The sequence below is a fragment of the Burkholderia sp. AU30280 genome, from assembly GCF_020420125.1.
In the GTDB taxonomy this organism is placed as follows: Bacteria; Pseudomonadota; Gammaproteobacteria; order Burkholderiales; family Burkholderiaceae; genus Burkholderia.
This window is the reverse complement of the sequence record NZ_JAIZRY010000001.1, coordinates 248082-272151: the sequence shown is the minus strand read 5'-3', so window position 1 is coordinate 272151 and position 24070 is coordinate 248082. Positions and strand designations below refer to the sequence as shown.

The window sequence follows — 24070 nt, the reverse complement described above, 5'->3', positions numbered from 1 at the left end:
GGGGCGTGCGCGGTTGCGAAGGTGGCCGCGCACGTCGTGCTCCATAGCCGGGTGCCGTACCGCCGGCTGTGGAACACACTCAGCCGGTGGTCCGGATGAAGCGTGCGATGCGTGTCGCGATGGCGTCGGGCGCATCTTCGAGACAGTAGTGCCCGACGCCCGCCAGCCGCTCGACGGGCGCGGACGGAAACAGCGCCGTGAAGAGCGGCAGGAAGTGTTCGGCGCCGAGCGTCCGGTCGGCGTCTCCCCAGATCGCGAGCGCGGGTTTTTCGCGTATCGCGCGCAGCGCCGCCGCATCGGGCTCCTCGAACCGGTGCGCGCCGGCGGCAAACCCGCGGGCCCATCCGATCGCGCCGAGACAGTCGGCCGGTTGCGCGAACGGCGCGCCGTATGCGGCGATCCACGTGTCGTTGATGATCGCGTGATTTTCGAACCCGTTCAGCTTCAGCGTGCTCAGGATGTTGAAGCCGAGCTGACCGAGCACCGTCTCGAGCGTATCGTCCGCCGCCGCGCGCATGATCCACTGGAACCACGGCGCGTCGCGACCGTTCGCGTTCAGGCGCTCGGCAAGATCGGGCTGGCCGAACGGCGTCGGCCCGTTCACGGACACGATCCGCCGGATGCGATCCGGATGCCGCGCGGCAAGCCCCATGCCGACCGGGCCGCCGAAGTCGTGCATCACGAGCGTGATGCGATCGAGGCCGCGCGCGAGTACGAAACGTTCCAGGTTGTCGATGTGGTCCTGCAGCCAGTAGCTGCGGCCCGGCGGCGTCGCGCTTTTGCCAAAGCCCATGTGATCGGGGACGACGACGCGGTGCGTCGGACTCAGCGCGGCAACCAGATGGCGGAACAGATAGCCCCACGTGGGTTCGCCGTGCAGGCACAGGATGGTTTCGCCATCGGGCGGGCCTTCGTCCACGTAGTGCATCCGGAAGCCGGATGCGTCGTCGAAATGCGGGGCGAATGGAAAGGTGCCGTCGAACGTGGCATCGGACCGGATCATCGAACGCTCCTTCGGATAGTCGGATAATTTGGTTTCAAGTTGAAACCAAATTGAAGCGTAGGCTATCGGGTTTCAAGTTGCAACCAGAAAGATGCCCGGGCCAACCGCGGATCGACCGGGCGATGGTTGCATGACGACGCGTCGGAAAGGAACGGCACCGTAATTTATCCGCTGGACACAGGGGTTGGCGTTCCAATCAGGCCTGAATCGACCCTGCCATTCGTCGATCGCGAACAGTCGAGCCCCGAGCGATTGATCTTTCGCGTAGTGAGTTTTATATTGCAACCATTCATTTCAACGGAAACGACCGCCGTTCCGCCCGCATTCCGGGAACGGACGCGCCCCATGCATCGATGAACAGACGAACCACGCACGAGGATTCCCCCTGCGGCGTTGCCCGCCCGCTGGACGCGATCGGCGACTGGTGGTCGCTGCTGATCGTGCGCGATGCGTTCGACGGGCTGCGCCGTTTCGGCGAATTCCAGAAGAACCTCGGGCTGGCCAAGAACATCCTGGCCGCGCGTCTGCGCAACCTGGTCGCGCACGGGATCATGGACATCGTGCCGGCCGCGGATGGCGGCGCGCATCACGAATACGTGCTGACCGAGAAAGGGCGCGGCCTGTTTCCGCTGCTCGTCGCGCTGCGGCAGTGGGGCGAGGATTTCTTCTTCGAACCGGACGAGGCGCACGTGCTGCTCGTCGACCGGAAGAGCGGGTTGCCGGTCAGGAAACTGGAGTTGCGTTCGCAGGACGGGCGCGTGCTCGGGCCGGAGGATACGGTCGTGTTGCCGCCGCCGGACTGACGTGCGGCGATCGCGCTCGCGTTACCGTTTCAGCAGCCCATGCGCCTGCACGATCTGCTCGGCGAGCTGGTTGATGGAAATGCGCCGCTCCATCGCCTGCGAGCGGATCTGCTGGTAGGCCTCTTCCTCGCCGATTGCGCATCGGCAATACCGAATAAGGTTGCGTATACAACCGTATGTCGAACACCGATGCGCGTCGAGCCGCGCTCAACTCCGGTCGTTCGCCGCGTTGCTTTCGAGGAAACTGTCCACCGCGATCAGTGACTGTTCGTCGAGCGTACCCAGCACGCTTTTCAGTTTCAGCTGCAGCTTCAGCGCGTCGAGATAGCTGTCGAACAGCTTCTGCCGGATGCCCGAGATGTCGCGCCGCAGGTTCAGCGTCTCGTACGTCGTGCTATAGCCGACCTGATGCGCCTTCATCGACGAATCGTAGGCGAGACGCGCGGCCTGCAGCGACTGCTGCAGCGCGCGGATGCGCTTGCCGACCGACTCGAGCGCGGACAGCGCCTCGCGATGATCGGTACTCAGTTGCTCCTCGACCTCGCGCAGCCGGTTGCGGTACTGCTCGGTCACGTGTTCGGCCTCCACCTGCCGGTAGTACACGCTGCCGCCGGAGAAGATCGGGATCGTCACCTGCACGCCGACCGCGCTCTGATGGAAGTCGGAGCGATCGGTGAGCCCGCGCAGGTTCGGGTTGAGCCCGCGCGAATACGACGCGAACAGGTCGACGGTCGGCAAGTGCTCGGCGCCGACGCGCTTCGCGGCGAGCCGCGCGACCTGGACATCGCGATACGCCTGCCGGTACGCGGGGTTGTCCTGCGGCGCGTATTCGCCCGACGGAATGCGCGGCGACGACCCGCGCATCGCGAGCCTCGGCCAGCGCGAGAAATCGATCGTCGAACCGAGCAGTGTCTCGTAGCGCGCGCGGCGTGCGTCGACGTCGGTTTGCGCGAGCGCTTCGTCGGATTGCGCGAGGCTGCGGCGCGCCTCGATTTCGGCCGTATCGCCGATCGTCTTCATTCCGAGTTGCGCCATGCGGCGCGTATCGCTTTCGAGCCGGGTGAGCGCGTTCACTTCGTCGTCGGCCGACTGCAGTTTCTCGCGCGCGCTCAGCAGGTCGAAGCACGCGTTCGCGACGCGCAGGATCAGGTCCTGCCTCGCCACCTCGAGCTTCTGTCTTGCCGATTCCTCGTACTCGGTCGCGCGCCGCATGTCGTACAGGTAGGGTACGTTGAACAGCGCCTGCGTGACCTGCGCGGAACCGTATGCGGCATTGCTCGATCCGCTGACGTCGATGCCGAACAGGTTCGCGTGCGTACCGTAGCGTCCCCATTCGAGTTGCGCGGCGGCCTGCGGCAGCATCTGCGCGCGCGCTTCGGGGAATTTCTGGCGGGCCGCGTCGTATTCGCTGCGCGCCTGCAGGTAGCGCGGATCGTGCACGACCGCGTACTGGAAGGCGGTGTCGAGGCAGAACGCACGCGCGTTCGCAGACATGCCGGCTATCGTTACAGCGAACAATGTCACGGTTGCAAGTCGGGGATTCCACCTAGTCGGAAAACTTGATAGGGAGTTACCCGTATTCCGCGTCGCCGGTCCGCGATTCGCACGCCTCGTTTCAAACATGGCCGTCTCCGTCTCCTGCCCGTGCCGCAACGTATTGCGGCGGGATTTAAACGTATTGAAATTGAAATTCAAACTGCGTGAATGCCTGCTGCCAGTGACGCATCGGAAAACGCGCCTGTAAGAGTGTGTCCTCCATTGAATTCCGATGCGCTCGCATGATAGCCTGATTTCGGCTCGTAATCGCAGTGATTATTAGATTAACAAGTCGCTAGGGATTAAAAGCCGTTTGTATTTCAATGAAGGTTCTTTGCATCGTCTTTATTTTTTACGAGGAGAGAATGATGAAGGTCATGACGACGGAACAGGTCAGGAATGTGCATGGCGGCGGTGCGATCAGCTCGCTGGGTAGCCTCGCCGTTGACGCCGCGCCGGTGGTGACCGCGCTCGGCCAGTTCCTGCCGAGCCTCGGCAATTACCTGCAGAACCCGAAGACGTTCAATAATACCGGCAAGTAACCGCCGTGCGCGGGGAGGCGCCCCCCGCGCGAAATGCTGCGCAACAGAAGGAAAAGAATCGATCGCCGCAGTGGAAATAAAACGAATCCGAAATGTATTTCTTTCGGTTCGGGCGATTATCAGGAGGCAGGAGTGCCGGATTATCTCCGTAATAAAGTAAAAGCCATTTGGATTGCAGTTGGCTGACGGTGGCGGGCATTCCGACAATATAAAGGCCACAGCAAATGCGAGACATCACGGAAGAACAGGCCCGCCAGATTCGCGGCGGCGCGTCGCTTTACTCCAATTCGGCCGCCTATACGGTCGATCTCGTCAACCAGTCGATCGGCACCACGCTCCAGGGCCTGATGACCCAGTACCAGGCCCGCGCCGTCGAACAGTTCCGGATGTCGCTCGGCTCGTCGCGCTGAGCGGCCCGCCCGACAGCCGGTAACACCGATCTTCCGTCGCAGCCGGCAGCGTGCCGGCTGCGCCCATGCGTATCGCGCGCGACCCGCCATGGGCCTGCTACCGGCAGGCCCGGGCGGCGCGTCGTCGCGCCCCGGGTGCCCGACCATGCTCTTCAATACGCGTAAAGTCCGTCCGGTCCAGCAGGACGAGGTGACGGAGTGCGGCCTGGCCTGCCTCGCGATGATCGCGTCGTGGCACGGGCGTGAAACGACGTTGCGCGCGCTGCGCAACCGCTATCCGGTCCGGATCGATTCCGGGCTGTCGTTCTTCGACCTGATGGAGATCGCGAACGATCTCGGCTTGCGCGCACGCGGGCTGCAGTTCGACGCGGGCGAACTCGATGCGTTGAAGACGCCGTGCATCCTGCACTGGGGGATGAACCACTATGTCGTGCTGACGAAGGTCGGCTACGGCAGCGTGCACATCGTCGATCCCGCGCTCGGCGAAACGAGGCTGCCGCTCGCGCAGGCGCTCACGCACATCACCGGCTATGCGCTCGAACTGAATCCGGACATCGGCTTCACGCGGGCGGGGCAGGCCGACCGGATCCGGCTGCGCGACTACCTCGAAGGGCTGACCGGCATTCGCAAGAGCCTCGCGATCGGCATCGCGGGCGGTGTCGCCGCGCAGCTCCTGCTGCTGCTCGGCCCGTCGTACGTGCAGCTGACGATCGACGAGGCGCTGAAGAAGACCGACGTCGACATCCTGTACCTGCTGACGATCCTGTTCGCGATCGTGTTCCTGTTCGACACGCTGTACGCAAACCTCGTCGGCAACATCAAGAGCTACCTGCGCAACATCGTGTCGCAGCAGTTGTCGGCGAACATGGTCGGGCATCTCGCGCGGCTGCCGATCGGCTATTTCCTGTTCCACAACACCGGCGATTCGATCTCGCGCGTGTCGTCGGTGTCGGAAGTCGGGCGCTTTCTCGTCGATGGCCTCGTCGGCGGGTTGCTCAATATCGTCACCTGCACGCTGACGCTCGTGCTGATGCTGTACTACAGCCCGGTGCTGGCCGGCCTCAGCCTGGCCGGGATGGTGCTGTTCGCGCTGAGCCGGCTCGCGATCCAGCCGCAACTGCAGGACGCGATGTCGCAGATCCTCACGCGCGGCGCCGAAGCCGACGCGCTGCTGATCGAGAACATCCGCTCGGCGCACTCGATCAAGCTGCTGTCGGCCGAGACCGCGCGCAGCAGCCTGTGGGTGAACGCGTTCACGCAGAAGCTGCAGGCGATGCGCCAGCAGGAGCGGCTGCAACTGCTGTTCGATGCGATCTCGAAAGGCATCGTGCACGTCGAGCAGCTCGTGATCGTCACGTACGGCGCGTGGCTCGTGATGCACGGCCAGAGCACGATCGGTGTGATCTACGCGTTCATCCAGTACAAGAACCTGTTCGCCGACAAGTTCATCGATTCGATCCAGCTCTACGTGCGCCGCAAGGTGCTGCAGGTGCACATGGATCGCGTCGCGGACGTGCTGCAGACCGAGACCGAGGAGCCCGCGCCGGACGCCGTCGTGCGTCCGGTCGACGGTTTCGACGGCGCGCTGTCGATTCGCGCGCTGTCGTATACGCCGAAGGGCGGCCACCGCCCGATCCTGCGCGAGATCGCGCTCGATGTGCCGGCGGGCGGCAAGATCGCGATCGTCGGCCGCACCGGCAGCGGCAAGACGACGCTGCTGAACCTGATCTGCGGCCTCGTGCGGCCCGAGCCCGGCACGCTGTTCGTCGGCGGCGTCGATCTCGCGGAAGTGAACCTGCGGCAGTACCGCAAGCATCTCGCGGCCGTCACGCAGTCCGACCAGCTGTTTCGCGGGACGATCCGCGACAACATCACGAACTTCGCGCCCGCGCCGCGGATCGGCGCGATGTTCGACGCGGCGAAGCTCGCGTGCATCCACGACGAGATCGAGCGGCTCGACCATCGCTACGACACGCCGCTCGGCGATACGCAGAAATTCCTGTCGGCCGGCCAGATGCAGCGGCTGCTGATCGCGCGGGCGCTGTATTGCGAGCCGCGCCTGCTGATCCTCGACGAATTCTCGTCGAACCTAGACCAGGCGACGACGCACGAGATCTGCCGCAACGTGCTGACGCTGCCGTGCACGATCGTGCTCGTCACGCACGATGCGTCGATCCTGTCGAGGGTCGACCGGATCTACGAGATGCAGGACGGCGTATTGACCGATGCGACCGACGCATGGCGTTCGGCCGAGGAGGCGCGGTGATGCTCGGACGGCTCTTTCTGCTCAACCCGTTCTCGTATGCGTTCCTGGTGCGGCGCGTGGTGCGCGCCGTCGCGCTGCGTACGTCACCCGCGCGCGGGCTGCGGCTGATGCGCTGGTGCTCGGGCGCATGCCTGCGCTGCTTTCCGTGCATTCGCGAGTCGATCGAGCGCGCGGTCGCGTACATGCTGAGCGCGCACCTGAACGACGATCCGCGACGGGTGCGGGAAGTGTCGGCGGCGATCGTGCGCGAGCTGTTCGAAGCCGAGTTCGCGGGGCTCAAGCTGCGTACGCACAGCCTCGAATCGATGAAGTCGATGATCGACGGCATGGCGTGCGAAGGCGACGAGCAGTTGCGCACGGCGCTCGCGCGCGGCGGCCCGCTGATGCTCGCGGGGCTGCACTTCGGCAACCTGATGCTGTTCGTCACGAAGCTGCGCTTCATGATTCCCGACGACCGCAAGCTGATGGTGATCCTGCACCGCGATGCGCCGGGCGCGTTCTTCGACGATGCGCTGCGGCTCGTCGCCGAATACGGCGCCGGCGAAGTGGAGTTCATCGACATCGAGGAGCGCGTGCACCTGCGGCGGCTGATCACGAGCCTGCGGCGCGAGGCGCCCGTCTTCCTGCTGTTCTCCGATCTGCACGGCAAGTTCGGCAAGACCAACCGCTGCCGGCTCGGCGGCCGCTGGGTGCGGATGGCCGGCGGCGGCGTGAAGCTCGCGGTCGAGCAGGGGATTCCGCTGCTCGTCGCGTATGCGACGGGCGTGCCGTTCCGCGATCGCTGCGCGGTGCATTTCACCGAGCTCGCGGCCAGCCCGCTCGCGCCGATGCTCGGCACGGACGACGACGCGTCGCCCGTGCGCGCGACGCACCAGCGCATCGTCGACCGGCTCGAGCAGGCGCTGGTACGCCAGCCCGAGCAGTGGCATTTCTGGGAACACTTCACGCCTTACCTGATGCCGACGCCGCTGCTCGATGCGGCCGCGCGGCGTCGCTCCTGACGAGCCCGCCCCATGCCGACCTGGAACGCCACCCTCCGAGAACAGAAGCCGTCGCGCAAGCTTGCGCGCGGCACGACCTTCGGCACCGTGATCCACGGCGTCGTCGACGTGCCGGTGTCGCTGCGGTTCTTCTGCTACCTGTCACTTGCGATGTTCGCGATGTTCGTGACCGCGCTCGTCGAACTGAGCTACGCGAATACCGAGAGCGTGTCGGGGATGCTGACGCCGCGCTCGGGGCTGATCGGCGTCGGCGCGCCGCCGGGCTGGGCCGTGCGCGACGTCTACGTCGGCAAGGACCAGCACGTGAAGGCCGGCCAGCGGCTGCTGGCGGTGACGCGCGACACGAGCTTCGTGAGCCAGGCCAACAACGTGCAGGGGATGCGCGCGGCGCTCGACCGGCAGCGTGTCGAGGTGACGCAGCAGATCGATGCCGCGCGCCTCGAATACAAGTCGTCGGTGCAGCAGATCAACCAGCAGATCGCCGCGCAGGGCGAGAGCCGCGGGCTGATCGACCGGCAGATCCAGGACCAGAAGCGCATCGTCGACGAATACGGCGAGCGGCGTGCGCGCGTGAAGCAGTTGCTCGACGAACAGGTCGTGACGCTCGAGCAGTACAACCAGGTCAACACGCAGTACCTGCAGGCCGGGCAGGCGTACCAGGACCTGCTGCTGCGCCGCGCCGAGCTTATGAAGAACGCGATGAAGCTGCGGGGCGACCTCGACACGATGCAGAGCAAGTACGACGGCGCGAACGCGGAACTGAAGATCAAGCAGGAGGAGCTGAATGCGAAGGAATACAACATCGACGAGAACGTGAACCAGGTGCTGTACGCGCCGGCCGACGGGCAGATCGTGCGGCTCGACGTCGTGCAGGGCGGCGTGATCGACCCGCCCGGCACGCGCGTCGTCGAGATCCTGCCCGCGAAGGCCGACGGGCTGATCGCCGAGGTCTACATTCCGTCGTCGAAGGCCGGCTTCGTGAAGAAGGGGCAGGAAGTGAAGGTGGCGTACGCCAGCTATCCGGTCGAGAAGTTCGGCACCTATCGCGGCAAGGTGTTGTCGATCTCGCCCGTCGCGTTTTCCGCGAAGGAGCTGAACCTGCCGGGCGATGCCGCTACGCCGCAAACCTACTTCAAGACCTGGGTCGAGCTGGCCGACCGCACGCCGGCATTCGATGGGCGGCCACTGTCGCTGCGGGCCGGGATGATGCTGAAGGCCGATATCGTGCTGGAGCGGCGCAGCCTGCTCGAATGGCTGTTCGAGCCGTTGTACCGCATCCGTCAACGCCTGTTCGGCGTGCCGGCCTGAGCCGATGGCGAGCCGGGACAAGGATCGCCGTCGCGCACGGCCGGGCGCCGTGCGCCCGCTGTCGCGCTGGCTCGCTGCGGCGCTGTGCGCTTGCGCGGCCGCCGCGCATGGCGCGCCGCAGCCGGACGGTGGCGTCGAACCGGGTTGGCAGGCCGGCGCCGACGGAATCGGCTTCTGGCCGGGCGGCGACGCGGACGGATTCGATGCGAGCGCGTGGGCGACCGATGCAGGGCCGGCCCGCCGCGGGCGTGACGACTCGGGCGACGTGCCGCAACCCGACACCGTACCGTTGACGGCGCGCAAGATCACGCTCGGCCAGCGAACCAGCGGGGCGGGGCGCGCATGCGTGGCCGCGCGCGACGATGGCGCGGACGGTATCGGCTTCGACGACAACGGCGCAGCTGGCGGCTGCGAGCCGGCCGCGCCCCGCGATGCGACGGCGGATCGCGCACCGGCCGGCGGCGTCGTCCACGCCGACCGGATGCCGTACGAACTGCATCCGATCGACCCGTCGCGGCTGCCGGATCTGCCGGCCGCCCAGGCGCCGCCGCTGCTGACGCAGCTGATGGGCGACGACCGCAACATGGTCGGCCTCGGCTGGCACTTCATCGGCACGACCGGCCGATCGACACCCGTGACGACGCACACGGACGCCCTCGGGCTGAACAGCTTTCAGAACCAGGGTTCGAGCCTGTCGCTCAGCAACACGAACACGCTGGCGTTCACGTTGACCCACTTTTTCTCGGAGAATTGGGCGGCTGAACTCGGCGCGGGCATTCCGCCGGTGCTGACCCTGCGCGGGCACGGCAGCATCGCGCTGCCGCTCGACCGGATATTTTCGGGCGTCCAGGGGCGCTTTCCGCTGATCGATCTCGCGAACACGCAAAGCAATCCGCTCGCGACCACGCGCGCGTGGCTCGGCTCCGTCGTGTTCAAGTATTACCTCGGGGAGCGCGACGATCGTTTCCGCCCGTTCGCGGGCATCGGCATCAGCTATACGCGCTTCACGAACACGAACCTGAATCCGGTGTTCCAGCGCAAGCTCGCGTCGCTCGGCGGGCTGCTCGCGGCGGGCGCGGACATCGGCAGCCTGCAGTCGCTGCTGCTCGACCCGTCGCTGTTCCAGCGTATCTGGGATGCCGGCGGCGACCTGCTGCTGTCGGGCAAGACCAACGTGTCGGCCAAGGTGAAGAGCGTGTGGGAGCCGGTGTTCACCGTCGGCGCGAGCTACCAGATCACGCGCCAGTTCTGGGTCACCGGCATGGTGACCTATATCCCGTTACGTACGAAGATTACGCTGGACATCGACCAGCCGAACCGGCAGCTCGCGTCGAACACGTTCGATATTTCCGCGAACCCCGTGCTGGCGAGCGTACTGCTCGCATTCCGCTTCTGACCGGCGCGCCGGCCCTTTTTCATGAATTTGACGCGCGACACTGGGATAATGTCGGAGTTTGGCTGCGTCAATGATGGAAGGAGGCCCCATGGGCGACAACGATACCCGTAACGAGACCGACGACCGCACCGATATGGAATCGATGGAGGTGCGCCAGCGCCGTTTCGAGGAAGACCTGGTCGACGCCTACGACGAAGAGCTCGAGATGGAGCTCGACGATCGCCGCTTCGACGACACCGACGACCTGCTGTTTTCGCAGGAGCGTCGCGAGGCGCGCAAGCAGTATTTCCGCGAACTGTTCCGGCTGCAGGGCGAGCTCGTGAAGCTGCAGGACTGGGTCGTGAGCACGGGGCACCGGCTCGTCGTCATTTTCGAGGGGCGCGACGCGGCCGGCAAGGGGGGGGCGATCAAGCGCATCACGCAGCGGCTGAACCCGCGCGTATGCCGCGTGGCGGCGCTGCCGGCGCCGAACAACCGCGAACGCACGCAATGGTATTTCCAGCGCTATGTCGCGCATCTGCCGGCCGGTGGCGAGATCGTGCTGTTCGACCGCAGCTGGTACAACCGCGCGGGCGTCGAGCGCGTGATGAACTTCTGCACCGACGAGGAATACGAGGAGTTTTTCCGTTCGGTGCCCGAGTTCGAGAAGATGCTGGTGCGCAGCGGGATCCAGATCGTCAAGTACTGGTTCTCGATCACCGATCACGAGCAGGAAGTGCGATTCCAGAGCCGGATCCAGGATCCGCTCAAGCAGTGGAAGCTGAGCCCGATGGATCTCGAGAGCCGCCGCCGCTGGGAAGCCTACACGGCCGCGAAGGAAGAGATGCTGCTGCGTACGCACATTCCGGAAGCGCCGTGGTGGGTCGTGCAGGCCGTCGACAAGAAGCGCGCGCGGCTGAACTGCATTCACCACCTGCTGCAGCAGGTGCCGTATCACGAGGTGCCGCACGCACCGATCGACCTGCCGCCGCGCGAGCATCACGAGGATTACATCCGCCGGCCGGTGCCGGACAACATGATCGTGCCGGATATTTACTGAGTTACTGAGTGGCCGCGGCGGGTTCGATGCGATGAAGGGGCGCGCCGTGCAACGCGGCGCGCGTTACTCCCGGATCAGGAATGCGTCGCGGTCGCGCCCGACGATCCATGCGGGTGCGCGCCCGCGCCCGCTCCATGTCGCGCCTGTTGCCGGGTCGCGATACTTCACGCCGACGGTGAACAGCTTCGCGCGATCGCTGTAACCCTGCCCGAAGATTTCCCGTGCGGTCAGCGCGTAGTTCGTGACGAGTTCGCGTACCTGCGCCAGCACCGCGTTACGTTCGCGGCTTCGCGCCGCCTTGATGCGCCGATCGAGTTCCGCAAGCTGGGCTTGCAGTGCCTTCACTTGATGCATGCGTCCGATATCCCGTAGTCGAGTTTTGATTATTGGCGACGCGTGGTGAGCTATACGTCGGCGCGCCTGGCCCAGGCGCGCCGCCTTGGCCGGTGGCGGTTGCGTGCTGCTTGCGCCGGCCTGCGGGAAACGTATGCGGCGCGAGTCGCCGGGAACCCGATGAGATTAAGTGGCGGCGTGCGGTTTTTCTATCGGACGTATCTGATTTTTCGGCGGAATTTGCCGGCAGCGGGGGCGACGGGGCGCGCGGTTGCCGCTCGTCACAGATCGGGAAAGCCTGATCGCCCTTGCGTCAGGTCGAACAACTCGGCCCGCGCGTTCGCGTCGGCGGTCTCGGGCAGCTTGATCACGAGCCTGACCGTCATCCCGTACGCGCTGTCCACCAGTTCATAACCCGCCTGTTCGATCCAGCGGCGCACGCGCGCCTCCTCGGGATAGCCGATCTCGATCGCGAGCCGCGTGTAGCGGATGCGCTCGACGCGCTCGGCATCGAGCAGCGCCGACGCGATTGCATCGGTGTACGCGCGCACCAATCCGCCCGCGCCGAGCTTCACGCCACCGTAGTAACGCACGACCGCACCCAGCACGCCGTCGAGATCGTGATGGCGCAGCACTTCCAGGATCGGGCGGCCCGCGGTGCCCGATGGCTCGCCGTCGTCCGACATCCCGGATTGGCCGCCCGCCAGCAGTGCCCAGCACACATGCGTGGCCGCCGGATGTTCTTCGCGCAGGCGTTGCAGTGCCTGCATCGCGGCGTCGCGGTCGTCGACGGGAATCGCGTACGCGATGAAGCGGCTCTTGCGGATCTCGAGTTCGCGGGTGTAAGTGGTGGCGAGCGAGTACATCATGCGTCGCGACGGGGAAAGTGTAATGAAATCAAGGTGATGATGGCGTGTCGACTCTTTCGATGCTGACCCGGGCAGGCATGGGCCAGCTGCATGGGCGGGATGGAAGCCGGATTTTACCGTGGTGCGCATCGAAGCAACTCGATGCCGTCAGGATCCGGCCCGGCGGATCCACCGGACACGCAATGGCGAAGCGCGCCGATGTGAATGGTGCGGCAGCGGCCGTTCACCTGTTGAGGCTTGGTCAAGATTGCCGTGACGTGACGGATCCCGGGTCGACATGGAGAGCGTAGAGCTCGGACACGCAGACCGCCTTGCGGCTGCTGTGTTCAACCGATCCTTCTTTCGTCCACAGGAACGGATAAAAGCTGAAGCATTGATCCGTCGTCAGATGCTGGATATCAGCTTGCCAGCCAGGCCAGCGCAAGCTCGCATAGAAGTCATCCAGCTTCTCGCTGAGCGACCACCGCACGAAGTCGCTGTACCCGATATCGAGAGGCTCCCACCCCAGGGTGTCGGGCGCAAGGTAGTACACCGAACCTGTGTCCGCCCCGAGTGCACCTCCGTTCAATGCGAAGAATCCGCCGACGGCATCGTCCGCGATCAATAGAAAGCCGGATGATCGCCCGTCATTCCAGCCGACGATGTCTCTGGGCAGCCGGGGATGGCCTGAGCCAAGCAGGCGAAAGTAGCCTCCGTCCACCAGTACGCCGCCGGTCGAATAAGCGATTGCCCCCAGGGTCGATCGGGTGGACACCTGAAGCGCAGACAGAACTTCGCAGCGCCGATCGGACGCGGGCAGTATTTCACAACGGCGACTGGCTGCCGCCGCCCACTCGATCAAATTCGGGAGAGCGGACTCGCGCTCGTCTACCAGTTCGTCCAGCGGACGCATGTGTGTTCTCCGGGTTGTTCACGCGCGATATCAACGCACGCCGCCGACCGACGACCGCAGCGCCGCACCCAGCGTGCGCAGCGCTTGTCGGGCCCGCGCATCGGTCAGGTTCGAGTAGAGCACCACGTCGCGCGTCGGCAAGGGCGGCAGCCCGTATCGCGCGCCCACGTCGACCGTCCCGACGGGTGCCACGCGGTGCCCGAGCGCGGCGACGGCCAGCCCGGCTGACACCGCTGCGCCGATCGTCGCCACGCCGCCGCCGACGAATACTTCTGTCCAGGCGACACCAGCTTCGTCCAGTGCGCCGATCGCCATGCGGCGGACGCTGCATGGCTCGGCCTGCGTCGCGAGCCGCAGCGGTTGCGGCGGATGGTACTCGAAATCGGTCGCGGCCATCCAGCCGAACGACTCCGACAGGAGGGTTTCACCGTCGAGCCGCCGGCTGTCGTGCTGCAGCGCGACGGCGGCGTCGAGCTGGCCGCGGTCGAAGGCATCGAGCACGTCGCGTGACGCAGCGACCCGGATCTCCAGCACGAGCCCGGGTTCCGCTTCGCTCATACGCCGAAGCAGCATCGGCAGATCGGCGCCGACGACATGATGGCTCACGCCAATCACCAGCCGCCGCTGGCCGGCGCCGAACGCGCCGACCGCACCCTGGTGAGCGGCCACGAGCTCGCGCGCGGGTTCCAGGAACGCGGTGCCGTCCACCGACAGGCGAACCTGCCGCGGCGTCCGTTCCAGCAGGCGGCGGCCGAGGCCGTCTTCGAGCCGCTTGATCTTCAGGCTCACCGCGGACTGTGTCGTGTCCATCGCCTCGGCGGCCCGCGTGAAGCTCTTGAGGTCGGCAGTCAACACGAACGCCTGCACGGCTTCGATGTCGAGCGTTTTCATTACACACTCATCCATTTCAGAAATGAATCATTGAAATATTCTGCCATCGTATTTTCAAATGATTCAAGGTCTTCTACGCTTTTCCCAAGCCGTTCGGAATCGCCCATTTCAATCGCAGGAGTCGATCATGCTGACCGCGTACTACGTGCACCGCCTGCCGGCGGACTACGACCTCGACATCATCCGCAATCGTGTGCGCGAGCGCGGCAGGCTCTGGGATGACACGCCGGATCTCGTGTTCAAGGGGTTCCTGTTGCGCGAGACGGGCCGTTACGGTGCGACGGAAAACGGCTATGCATCGTTTTATCTTTGGCGCAATGAACAGGCGTTCGCTGGGTTCGTCACGGACGGTCGCTATCGGGTCGTGACGGACAGTTTCGGACGCGCGCCGATCGACGTGCAGGTTGCGCTCGATGCACGCAAGGGCAGCGCGTCGAAGGGACGCTTCGTGCGGCTGGATGCCGTCGACATTCCGGCGGATGCGGACCTCGACGCGACGCTGGCACAGGAGTTCGCGCGTAATCGAGACGTGGCGGCGCGGCAGGGTACGGTCGCGGCTGCGGTCAGCCTCGATCCGCTGCGCTGGCGGCTGACGCGAGTACTCGTATCGGAGCGGGAGCCGGACGACGGCGGCGCGGGCACGGTGTACCAGGTCCTGCATCTGGCCCGGCCGTTGCTCGATACGCTCGAAGGGAGCGGGGTGTGATGACCGGCGTCGCGTCGCGATCGCGGGCCGGGCCGGCGGGTGGGGCCAGCGGCCCGGCATCCGCGCGGCTGCCGGCCGGCCTGGTGGTTGCCGCGCATCTCGCCGGGATGGCGGCGGGGATCGCCGCGATTGCCGCGCTCGCGACGTTGCTGGCGCTGTTGCTCCGGTAAGGGCCGTCAGCGGATGGGTGAATACGGAAGAGCCGGGCACGACATGCGCGGCTCTTCCGTCGGGTTTTTTCCGCTCAGTGCCCTTGCAACCGGATATCCCGCGACGACGCACCGACATACACCGTCCCGCCCGGCACCACGCGCCAGCCGTTACGCGACGTATCCCACACGCTCTGCATGCGCGGCGACACGGTAACGCGCACACGCCGTGTCTCGCCCGGATTCAGCCGGATCTTCTCCCAGCCGACCAACCGCTTCGGCGGTTCGTCCTTATACGGCACGCCGAGATAGACCTGCGGCGTTTCCGCGCCCGCAACGCGCCCGTCGTTGCGCACCGTGAACGCGACGCTCAGCGACCCGTCCCATTGCTTCGACACCGACAGCCCCGAATACGCGAAGTGCGTGTACGACAGCCCGTAGCCGAACTCGAACATCGGCTTGATGTTGTGCGCGTCATACCAGCGATAGCCCATGTTCAGCTTTTCCGCATAGACGGGATCGTTGTCGAACGCGCCGTTCTGCCCCCAGGTCGGCGAATCCTGATCGCGCGCGGGGAACGTAACGGGCAGCTTGCCGGACGGATTGACCGCGCCGAACAGCACGTTCGCGATCGCCTTGCCGCCGGCTTCGCCCGGATACCACGCTTCGACGATCGCGGATACCTGGTCCTTCCACGGCATCAGCACCGGGTTGCCGCTCTGGACGACGACGATCGTGTGCGGATTCGCGCGCGCGACGGCTTCGACGAGCGCATCCTGGTTCGACGGGTTCGCGAGGCTCAGGCTCTGGAGATCACCGAAATCCTCGCCGGCCGGCTGTGCGACCACGACGATCGCGACGTCCGAACGGCCCGCGAGTGCCGCGGCCTGGTCGATTTCCTGCTGCGTGTACGCGCGGAACGGCGACTGCTGATCGCTGTTGCCGGCATAGGTGACCTGCGCGGCCGGCGCGAGCGCGCGGATCGCGTCGACGATCGGCACGTCGACCTTCAGCCACGGATTGCGCCACCAGCTGCATCCCGTCGATGACCCGAATGTGAGGCCGCCGCAGCCCGCGAACGATCCCGATACGGGGTCGCGCGTGTTGCCCGAGCCGCCGCCGGACAGCACGGCCGCATCGGCATGGCCGCCGATCACGGCGATATGCGACAGTGCGGACGCGGCAAGCGGCAACTGGTTGCCGTCGTTCTTCAGCAGCACGATCGACTGCTCGGAAGCGGCCTGCGCGAACCGGCTTGCGGCCGCGAAATCGATCGTGCCGCCGCCCTTGGCCGGATCGTCCATCACGCCGACGCGGATCATCACCGCGAGCTTGCGCCGCACCATGTCGTCGAGCCGTGCCGTCGACACCGAGCCGTTCGCAATGGCCTGCTTGACGGCCGCCGGCGTCAGGTACACGGTCGATCCGACGTCTTCTTCCTCGTCGAGCCCGGCGTTGATCGCGGCGGCGGTGCTGTGCGTCGCCCCCCAGTCGGACTGCACCTGGCCCTGGAAGCCCCATTCGTTCTTGAGCACGTCGTTCAGCAGGTGAGGGTTCTCGCATGCATACGTGCCGTTCAGGCGGTTGTAGCTGCACATCACGCTGCCGGGCCGCCCGCGCTTCGCGGCGATCTCGAACGGCAGCAGGTAGAGTTCGCGCAGCGTGCGCTCGTCGATCTGCGTGTTGCCGCCCATCCGGCCGTGCTCCTGCTCGTTGCCCGCGTAGTGCTTGATGGTCGCGATGACCTTCTGCCGCTGCGTGGCGAGCGTGCGTTCGGCGAGCAGGTCGCCGGCGAGCAGCGGATCCTCGCCGAGATACTCGAACAGGCGCCCGCCGCGCGGTTCGCGCGCGAGATTGGTGCCGCCGCCGAGACCCATGCCGAACCCTTGCGCGCGCAACTGGATCGCGACCTGCTTGCCGTAGTCGTACGACAGGCGGCGATCCCAGCTCGCGGCGACGGCGATCGTCGCGGGGAACGTCGTGCTGGCCTGCGACGTGCTGCCGGAACCCGTCGCCGAGTCGACCATGTTCAGGTCGGGAATGCCGAGCCGCGGCACGCCCTGGATGTAGCCGGCGCCGCCGCCCGGCACCTTTGACATTTCGTATTGCGAATGAATGAATTGAAGTTTTTCGTCGAGTGTCATCTTGCGCACGAGCAGGTCGGCGCGCCGTTGCGCGGCGGCCGACGCGAACGCATCGGTCGCGTCGCCCTGCGCGTTGAAATCGGCGTTGCTTGCGTAGGCATTGGTGCAGAGGGTCGCTGCCAGCACGACGGCCGGCCAGAGTTTGTCCCGCATGTTGCTCTCCATGATCGTATTGCCGGTTGTTCGAATGATGTCTGGAGCTGCGCACGTCCGGTGGATTCGCACCGGACGCATTCGGCTGGCGATGCAGGGTGGTTGCGCGTCGCATGCCAGGCCAGGCGGGGAATCGTTACGGCCGGTTGGGCTCGACCGGTCAACGCGGACGGCGACGCACGGGCCGCCCGACGCTGCCGAATCGGATGTAGCGATTCTCTGCAGCGACTAATGGTATGAATGTAGTTTGACTACAGCATCGGTGTTTGTACCGATACGTACGATCTTTATTCGACACGGCCGTGAGACGCGATGAAAAGACGGTCATCGTTCCCGATTGCGGTGGCGGCGCGGAGTAAGAAGTACCTGCGGACGGGCGTTTGCGCGGGGGAATGCGCCGATGAAGGCGCTGCGGCTCGTTGCGTGCGCATCGACCCTGGCCGGGTGCGTGGAGACCCGCGCGACCTGGCCGGCATGTGGAGCGTTACTTCGTGACGAGTGCGCCGGTCAAGCCGGCGCTGATCGCCGGCAGCAGCAGGTTCAGCACGCGGCTCGCGCGGACGAGCCCGGTGTTGTCGACATAGACGATGTCCTTCGACGCCAGCGGGAACTGGTTCGCGAGCAGCATCGAAACGGGCGATTTCATGTCGAGTCGATAGATGACGGGATCGCCGTCGTCAGCCTTGCGCAGTACGAAAACCTGTTGCGCATTCGACGTCTGCTGGTTGAGTTGGCCGGCCTGTGCGAGTGCTTCGTTCAGCGTGAGCGAACCGTCGCGTTGCGGCGGGACGGCCAGCGGCTTGTTCACTTCACCCATCACGTAGACGGGATTATCTTCGCGCGCACTCACATGCAGCAGGTCGCCTGACTTCAGCATGATCGCGGCGGGGTTCTTGCCCGTCTGCATCAGCTGCGCGACATTCACCGGATAGGTCGTTCCATTGCGCGTGATCGTTACGCGGCTCTGATCAGCTGTCGGTGCAAACCCCCCGGCGCGATTGACTGCCTCGACCAGGGTCATTGGAATGTCGTTGATCGCCTGCGAACCGGGCGTACGCACTTCACCGTCCACATACACCTGCTCGGCGCGGAACGATGCCACGCGAACGGTCACTTGCGGCTTGATGAATACCTTCCTGAGTTCGGCACTGACTTCCCGCTGGATCTGCGCCGCGGTTTTTCCGGCTACGTGGATCGGTCGCGTCATGTACGGGAACTGCACGTTTCCGTCGCCATCGATGACGAAACCGGGCGCTGCGTCGGAGGGCTTCATGTTCGGTGTCGGCTGGCCGGCAGCGGTGGCGAATTCCGGGTGATCCCATACCGTGATTTGCAGCACGTCGCCAGGACCGACCGTGTAGCCATTCGCCTTGCCGAGCAGGTTGCCGGGGATGGGCAACGCGGTGCGGCTCTTCTGCTCTGCGCGAATCCGGGTGATCAGCGTCAGGTCGATCTGCTTGACTGGAACCTTCATGTCGCTGGTCACGTCGCCGTTGTCGTCGGTCGTGACCGGCAAAGCAGGCGTGGATGCCATGTGCTGGCCGGGGGCAAATGCACACGCGGAAAGCAGGGTGGAAATCGCGAGGCAAAACGCAGCGCGCATGCAACGCACTGTATGGTTGTTCTTGTTCGGCACTAATGTGTCGAATAGCGGGTGGCTGCTCATGTCGTCATTCAGCATGGTTAAACGAGAAATGGTGAAGCGGCGTACGTCGGCATTCTTCATCTACTGGGCCATCACCGAGCGACATCACAAGCGTTCGCTCGCGTCCGCCATGATTGGTTTCATCCAGATAGTCTTGCCAATCGCGTGCCTGCAACGTCGGAACGCACTCCAGAGTCAACGATGACAGCGGCGCCGCGCGGAATGCGTGCCTGCATGCCATACCCGGCTGTCACCTGTTTCCTCAATCGCTCGCCGTTCCGATCAACCGATCATCAGGTGCCTCGACCTCATCGCATGCTGCCGGGCGTACCGGTCGAGCCGGGATTCGGAGGCGGATGCCAGACAGCCGTCGGTTTGACACAGCCCGTCACATGCGGGCGGTATGCGGGCCCGAGATTTTTTCGTGCAGCGTCCATGTTGTATGAACCACGGAAGAAGGATGTGCGTTAGCTCACCAAGCCGCGGCGAACGGGCCAGATTGAATTCTCGGGAGCAACAATCGATTCGTCATTCATTCGCGTGGCAAGGGCGGGTTGAAACAGGGCCAAACCTCGCCGGTCGAGCGTGACCGGGTGCCGGGTTCCCGCGGCGGCAAAGCACCGGAACCAATGCGACGGTGGGATCGGAACGGCGCTTCCGGCTCCCTGCTTTCAGCTTCTAACGCAGAACGAAATGGGGGGCAACCCGGTGATTCGTTTCGTCAGTGCTTCGTAATGTAAGCCATCGCACTCAGAAAACCGCGCATTTATCGCATAGTGGCCCGGACAAGCAGGGACATTGGCTTTCGGTTCAAGGACTCGGCGGCGCGTTCTCGCACGCAGGTGGTCGGACACCGGGAAAGTGCCTGGCGTGATGTGCCGAACGAGCGGCCCGGAACGCGTACGCGACATGCGTGACCCAACGCACGCACGGCGACAAGAAGCCCATCAGGATGGCAATTTGGGAGCTTATGCATGGCACTGGATAGACCTACATCGAAGCAATCTCGAGACGGGTCGGGAAGTATTGCTCGCGATGGATTTCGCTTCACACTGGTCGAGTTGCTGGAAAACGTGCTGGATTACCGGCGCGTCTTCGTGGCCGTCTTCCTGGGATGTTTGCTGCTGGCGCTGATGTACGCCGTTGCGGCGACACCGATGTACTCCGTGGACACGTTGATACAGATCCAGGAAAACAAGCATAGTGCGCTGGGTTCGCTTTCGGAAATTTCCAACGCGCTGGATATCGAGAACTCGGCCGTAGTCGGCGAGATCGATATCGCTCGCTCGCGCTCGGTTGTCACCCAGGCGATGGACGCTACTGTCGCTCAGGTGGATGTTTCGGTCAGGAACCGGATTCCGCTCGTCGGCGGTTTGCTCGGTTCGATTTTGTCAAAAGATCAGAATGGTCTTGTCGAGCCGCTGTTCAATTCCCCGTTCTGGGCGTGGGGCGGCGAGCGGATCGAATTCAAGCAATTCGACGTTCCGGATGCGCAGATCGGCAAGAAGCTGGAGTTTGATTATCTTGAAGGCAACCGATTCTCGTTGAAGGACAGCAGTGGTCAGGAGGTGTTGAAGGGAGTGGTCGGCCAACCGAGCATGGGAAATGGCTATCGGGTGGAAGTATCGCGGATCGTGGCGCGCGCCGGTACGGAATTTCGCGTGCAACGCGTTCCCACGCCGGTGCGGCTCGAGGCGATCCTGAAGAAGCTGAACGGGGCGGAAACGAAACGCCAGTCGGGCATCATGCAGCTGAGTTTCGAGGACTCCGATCCGGTGTTTGCCGCACGGCTGCTGAACGCGATTGCTGTCGCCTATCTGGATGCCAAGGCAAAACGGCGCTCGGAGGATTCCGAGCACAGTCTGGCGTTCCTTGACACGCAATTGCCGGTGGTGAAGGCGCGGCTGGAGCAGGCGGAGCATGCGTTGAATGCGTTTCGCAATGCGCAGGGGTCGATCGATTCGCAAGGCGATGTACAACTGCTGATCGATCAGCTGGCGTTAGTTGAGAAGTCGCGGCTCGAAGCCAGGCTCGAGTATCAGGATCTGGCGTCGAAGTATGTCGCGGGACAACCTCAGCTTACCGCTGTAGCCAGCAAGCTGAAGACGCTTGATCAGCAGTCGGCGGAATTGAAAAGCAAGGTCGCGCGCTTGCCGTCGCAGCAGCAGACTTACTTGCGCTTGTCGCGTGACGTCGAGGTCAACAATCAGCTCTATATCGGGTTGATGAACAACGCGCAGCAGTTGCAGATTGCAAAGGCCGGTACGGTCGGCAATGCGTCCATCATCGACAGGGCTGATGTCAGCGACAAGCCGATTCAGCCGAAGCGTGTGCTCGTGATCGTGCTGGGCGCCGCGATCGGCCTGATACTGGGCGTTGCCGCGGCGCAAGGTTGCGCATTGTACTTCAATAACATTCGCAATCCGGAATATCTGGAGGAAGTGACCGGCGTCACGATGTTGGGCGTTATACCGAAATCGCCCCATCAGATAGGGGCCGATCTGAACGGCCGGCCAGCGTTTGCTGCCGTGAAAGAGCACCCTGAAACACCGCTGGCCGAAGCATTGGAGAATCTGGCGCTGTTATTGCGTTACCGGACGACTGCAGCGCACGGTCAATCAAGGATCGTGCTGATGACGTCTCCCGAGCCGGGTCAGGGCAAGTCGATGATCTGTGCCAATCTTGCCGGCCTGTTCTCGGAAAGCGGTCTCAAAACCTTGCTTGTGCGCACCGATGCCGGCGGATCGAGCGTCGATCGAACCTGGTCGGTGAAAGACGGGAAAGGCTTGTCGGATGTGCTGATGGGTTCGCTTGAACTCAAGAGGGCGATCTTCCACGTCAGCGAAAACCTTGACGTACTGCCCGCCGGGAAGCGTGTCGAGCCGTGGCGACACCTGTTTGGAACGGAGCGGATGGAGCCGCTGATCACCGCTCTTCGCCGCGAATACGACGTGATTGTCGTGGATGCGCCGTTGGCACGTCCGGTAACAAACGTCGCGATGTTGGCGAGACTCGCGGACGTCACGGTGATGGTGGCACGGCAAGGTTCGGTCAGCTACGGCGGCGTCGTGGAAGCGATCCAGAACTTGAACAAGGTCGGCGTGAACGTGGATGGGCTGGTGTTCAATGGATATGAACCCTCGCCGTTGCGTCGTGGCTACTACGCGAACGTCCGTCGAGATACGAAAGAAGTCGAGTCGCGGACAGATCCAGGTGTTGTCGTCTCCGATACATTTTTGCTCAAGGCATGGGAGCGACTCAGAAAGGAATTGATGAGAAAAGCTGCCTGACATCGCTTGGTGCGGAGCGTATGAGCCGGGCAGTTTTCCGCGATGGAAAGCATGCTTGAAGTCGATGCAGGCGCGGCGCCAGTCATGTCATTCATCGCACCAAATTTCCAGGAACAACGTGACACCCTTCCAGGCACAGACCGAACTCGTGCGGAAGGGCGTCATCGTGCTGCAGGCAGGACACGCGCAGGCTCGAACGGTGCATCACCGGTAAAACGAATTTCGGATTGCGGCATGATAGACAGGACTACGCGAGCGATACAGGTCAACGGAGGTTCCATCTCCGCAACCGGCGTGACGATATCGACGCTATTCGCGCTTGCGTTGCTGATCAATGCGATGATGCCGGCGCTCGGAATGAAGGAGCCGAGCGCCACGTGCACGTTGCTGCTGGCGACACTGGCACTCGTGGGCCTGGTCAAATATCGTCCGGTGTTTGCCGTGTCGATGCTCTACGTGCTCGCGATCGGGCTGACCGCATTCCTGGCGGGTGTGGGGCTGGAGGGCGGTGGATATCTCAGGGAAACCGACATCTCCGGTGAAGCGACCGGCGCTTTTAGCCGGCTCCTTTCGTTCTATCTGATCTTTGTCGTCTGCGCTCTCGCCGCATTCAGCCGGTTCCTGGACGAGCGCCCGTCGCATGAGCCGATCAGGGCGCGGATCGCGCTGCAACCGATAAGCATTGCGATGGGATTCGCGCTTGCGGCCGCGATCATCGTGACCGGTGTGCTCGCGGGTCTGACGTCGGGATTCTCGCTGTTTACCGGCATCAACAGGTATGCGTTGCGTAACGATGCGTCGAACGGGGCGATGTTCAACCTGTTCCTGAACAATCAGACCTTCATGGGATTTTTGCTGGGCACCATCGCCACCAGTTCCGATAAACGCATTCGGTGGCTGGCAATCGCTACGATGGCGATCGACCTGGGGCTTAACGTGCTGCATGGGGAGCAGTTCATGGCGGTGCTGCATATCGGCCTGTGCTCGCTGGCTCCATTCATTGCAATTCATGCGATGAACGGCAAACCGGTCGTTCGTTATCTGGGTATCGGCGCGGGACTGGCGCTGTTGCTCGGCACCGTTTCCATCATTTACGCGTACCGGGGGCAGGGGCTGGAAGTGGCCGATGTGATCTCTTCGCGCTTTCTGCTGCAGGGGCAGCCCTGGTATGTGGTGGACGGCGATGCGCATATGTTCACGGCACCGGTGCTGGGTGGGCTGGATGCTTTCTGGCGTTTCGTGAACTCCCTCGCTTCCTGGACCATGCCGACCTTTTTCGACGATTCGGAACCGAGTGGCTTGCGTGACTTGATGATGTCGTACACCGAGCCTCAGCTCCTCAAGGCCTACATATTCGACGACGTCACTTTCACGATGGGAAACATGGCAGTGCCCGTGTATTGGTTCGGTTATGCCGGCGGGGCGATCTTTGTCGCGATGACCGGCATCGTGTATGGCGCACTGGGGGCGTTACAGATCCTCGTCACGATGCGCGGCGGGGTCGTGATGTTATGGCTGATGGCGAAGGTCTTCTCGTATGCAACCTTCGCCGTTCAGCAAGGCGATTACTGGATGATGTTCGGCTCGCGCACCGCGTTTTATGCGCTAGCGGCACTGGTTTGGTGGTACTTGATCGACAAGAAGCATCCCGGCTCGTGCTGAAGCAGCATACGCCCTGGTCGTCGGGGCGAACG

The 24070-nt window shown here is 64.0% G+C and carries 21 protein-coding genes; 12 read left to right on the top strand and 9 right to left on the bottom strand.

The genetic code is table 11. The features are described 5' to 3' along the window. Positions 1–79 precede the first annotated feature (79 nt). The gene (locus LGN17_RS01200; RefSeq protein ID WP_226194820.1) at positions 80–1003 is read right to left on the bottom strand and encodes an alpha/beta fold hydrolase; all 924 of its coding nucleotides are present in this window, start codon (positions 1001–1003) and stop codon (positions 80–82) included. Between the two features lie 353 nt (positions 1004–1356). On the opposite strand from LGN17_RS01200, the gene LGN17_RS01195 reads away from it, so the two are divergent. Continuing rightward, positions 1357–1806 carry a winged helix-turn-helix transcriptional regulator gene (locus LGN17_RS01195; protein WP_069251376.1) on the top strand — a complete coding sequence of 150 codons (450 nt, stop codon included), beginning with the start codon at positions 1357–1359 and terminating at the stop codon, positions 1804–1806. Between the two features lie 21 nt (positions 1807–1827). Here the strand turns inward: LGN17_RS01195 and LGN17_RS01190 are convergent, their stop codons facing one another. Continuing rightward, positions 1828–1941, bottom strand: coding sequence for an ANTAR domain-containing protein (locus LGN17_RS01190; RefSeq protein ID WP_226195266.1), 114 nt, complete (start codon positions 1939–1941; stop codon positions 1828–1830). Between the two features lie 72 nt (positions 1942–2013). Then, on the bottom strand, positions 2014–3300 hold the full coding sequence (locus LGN17_RS01185) for a TolC family protein (protein ID WP_226194819.1): 1287 nt from the start codon (positions 3298–3300) through the stop codon (positions 2014–2016). 410 nt (positions 3301–3710) lie between these two features. Between LGN17_RS01185 and LGN17_RS01180 the strand changes: the two genes are divergently transcribed. From LGN17_RS01180 to ppk2, 7 genes are all read left to right on the top strand, one after another. Further along, a complete protein-coding gene (locus tag LGN17_RS01180) occupies positions 3711–3884 on the top strand; it encodes a hypothetical protein (protein WP_006495012.1) in 174 nt (57 codons plus the stop codon). Between the two features lie 224 nt (positions 3885–4108). Next, complete coding sequence (locus tag LGN17_RS01175; protein WP_021159490.1) at positions 4109–4294, top strand: hypothetical protein; 186 nt, start codon at positions 4109–4111, stop codon at positions 4292–4294. Positions 4295–4439: 145 nt separating this feature from the next. Continuing rightward, positions 4440–6560, top strand: a complete 2121-nt coding sequence (locus LGN17_RS01170; RefSeq protein ID WP_226194818.1) for a peptidase domain-containing ABC transporter — start codon at positions 4440–4442, stop codon at positions 6558–6560. Continuing rightward, positions 6557–7561 (top strand): hypothetical protein, encoded by a 1005-nt coding sequence (locus LGN17_RS01165; protein WP_226194817.1) that lies wholly within the window; start codon positions 6557–6559, stop codon positions 7559–7561. The genes LGN17_RS01170 and LGN17_RS01165 overlap by 4 nt, the downstream gene beginning before the upstream one ends. Positions 7562–7573: 12 nt before the next feature. Further along, complete coding sequence (locus LGN17_RS01160; protein ID WP_226194816.1) at positions 7574–8869, top strand: HlyD family secretion protein; 1296 nt, start codon at positions 7574–7576, stop codon at positions 8867–8869. Between the two features lie 4 nt (positions 8870–8873). Then, positions 8874–10265, top strand: coding sequence for an OmpW/AlkL family protein (locus LGN17_RS01155; RefSeq protein WP_226194815.1), 1392 nt, complete (start codon positions 8874–8876; stop codon positions 10263–10265). A gap of 88 nt (positions 10266–10353) precedes the next feature. Next, positions 10354–11304, top strand: coding sequence for a polyphosphate kinase 2 (gene ppk2, locus LGN17_RS01150; RefSeq protein ID WP_226194814.1), 951 nt, complete (start codon positions 10354–10356; stop codon positions 11302–11304). Between the two features lie 63 nt (positions 11305–11367). Here the strand turns inward: ppk2 and LGN17_RS01145 are convergent, their stop codons facing one another. The 4 genes from LGN17_RS01145 to LGN17_RS01130 all read right to left on the bottom strand — a co-directional run bounded on the left by LGN17_RS01145 (position 11368) and on the right by LGN17_RS01130 (position 14289). Further along, the gene (locus LGN17_RS01145) at positions 11368–11658 is read right to left on the bottom strand and encodes an H-NS family nucleoid-associated regulatory protein (RefSeq protein WP_175950489.1); all 291 of its coding nucleotides are present in this window, start codon (positions 11656–11658) and stop codon (positions 11368–11370) included. A 260-nt stretch (positions 11659–11918) separates the two neighbouring features. Continuing rightward, a complete protein-coding gene (locus tag LGN17_RS01140; RefSeq protein ID WP_226194813.1) occupies positions 11919–12506 on the bottom strand; it encodes an IMPACT family protein in 588 nt (195 codons plus the stop codon). Positions 12507–12747: 241 nt separating this feature from the next. After that, positions 12748–13398 carry a DUF2625 domain-containing protein gene (locus LGN17_RS01135; RefSeq protein WP_226194812.1) on the bottom strand — a complete coding sequence of 217 codons (651 nt, stop codon included), beginning with the start codon at positions 13396–13398 and terminating at the stop codon, positions 12748–12750. 30 nt (positions 13399–13428) lie between these two features. Further along, a complete protein-coding gene (locus tag LGN17_RS01130; RefSeq protein WP_226194811.1) occupies positions 13429–14289 on the bottom strand; it encodes a LysR family transcriptional regulator in 861 nt (286 codons plus the stop codon). A gap of 127 nt (positions 14290–14416) precedes the next feature. Between LGN17_RS01130 and LGN17_RS01125 the strand changes: the two genes are divergently transcribed. Together LGN17_RS01125 and LGN17_RS01120 are read left to right on the top strand one after the other, a co-directional pair. Continuing rightward, positions 14417–14995 (top strand): DUF4865 family protein, encoded by a 579-nt coding sequence (locus LGN17_RS01125; RefSeq protein ID WP_226194810.1) that lies wholly within the window; start codon positions 14417–14419, stop codon positions 14993–14995. After that, positions 14995–15165 carry a hypothetical protein gene (locus LGN17_RS01120; protein ID WP_226194809.1) on the top strand — a complete coding sequence of 57 codons (171 nt, stop codon included), beginning with the start codon at positions 14995–14997 and terminating at the stop codon, positions 15163–15165. The genes LGN17_RS01125 and LGN17_RS01120 overlap by 1 nt, the downstream gene beginning before the upstream one ends. Before the next feature lie 74 nt (positions 15166–15239). On the opposite strand, the gene LGN17_RS01115 is transcribed toward LGN17_RS01120, so the two are convergent. Both LGN17_RS01115 and LGN17_RS01110 read right to left on the bottom strand, forming a co-directional pair. Then, positions 15240–17441 (bottom strand): glycoside hydrolase family 3 C-terminal domain-containing protein, encoded by a 2202-nt coding sequence (locus LGN17_RS01115; RefSeq protein WP_226194808.1) that lies wholly within the window; start codon positions 17439–17441, stop codon positions 15240–15242. A 484-nt stretch (positions 17442–17925) separates the two neighbouring features. Then, entirely contained in the window at positions 17926–19107 is a 1182-nt protein-coding gene (locus LGN17_RS01110) for a polysaccharide biosynthesis/export family protein (protein ID WP_226195265.1), read from the bottom strand. A gap of 953 nt (positions 19108–20060) precedes the next feature. Here LGN17_RS01110 and LGN17_RS01105 point away from each other — a divergent pair. Next, positions 20061–22376 carry a GNVR domain-containing protein gene (locus LGN17_RS01105; RefSeq protein ID WP_226194807.1) on the top strand — a complete coding sequence of 772 codons (2316 nt, stop codon included), beginning with the start codon at positions 20061–20063 and terminating at the stop codon, positions 22374–22376. Positions 22377–22610: 234 nt separating this feature from the next. Beyond that, on the top strand, positions 22611–24038 hold the full coding sequence (locus LGN17_RS01100; RefSeq protein WP_226195264.1) for a DUF6418 domain-containing protein: 1428 nt from the start codon (positions 22611–22613) through the stop codon (positions 24036–24038). Positions 24039–24070 lie beyond the last annotated feature (32 nt).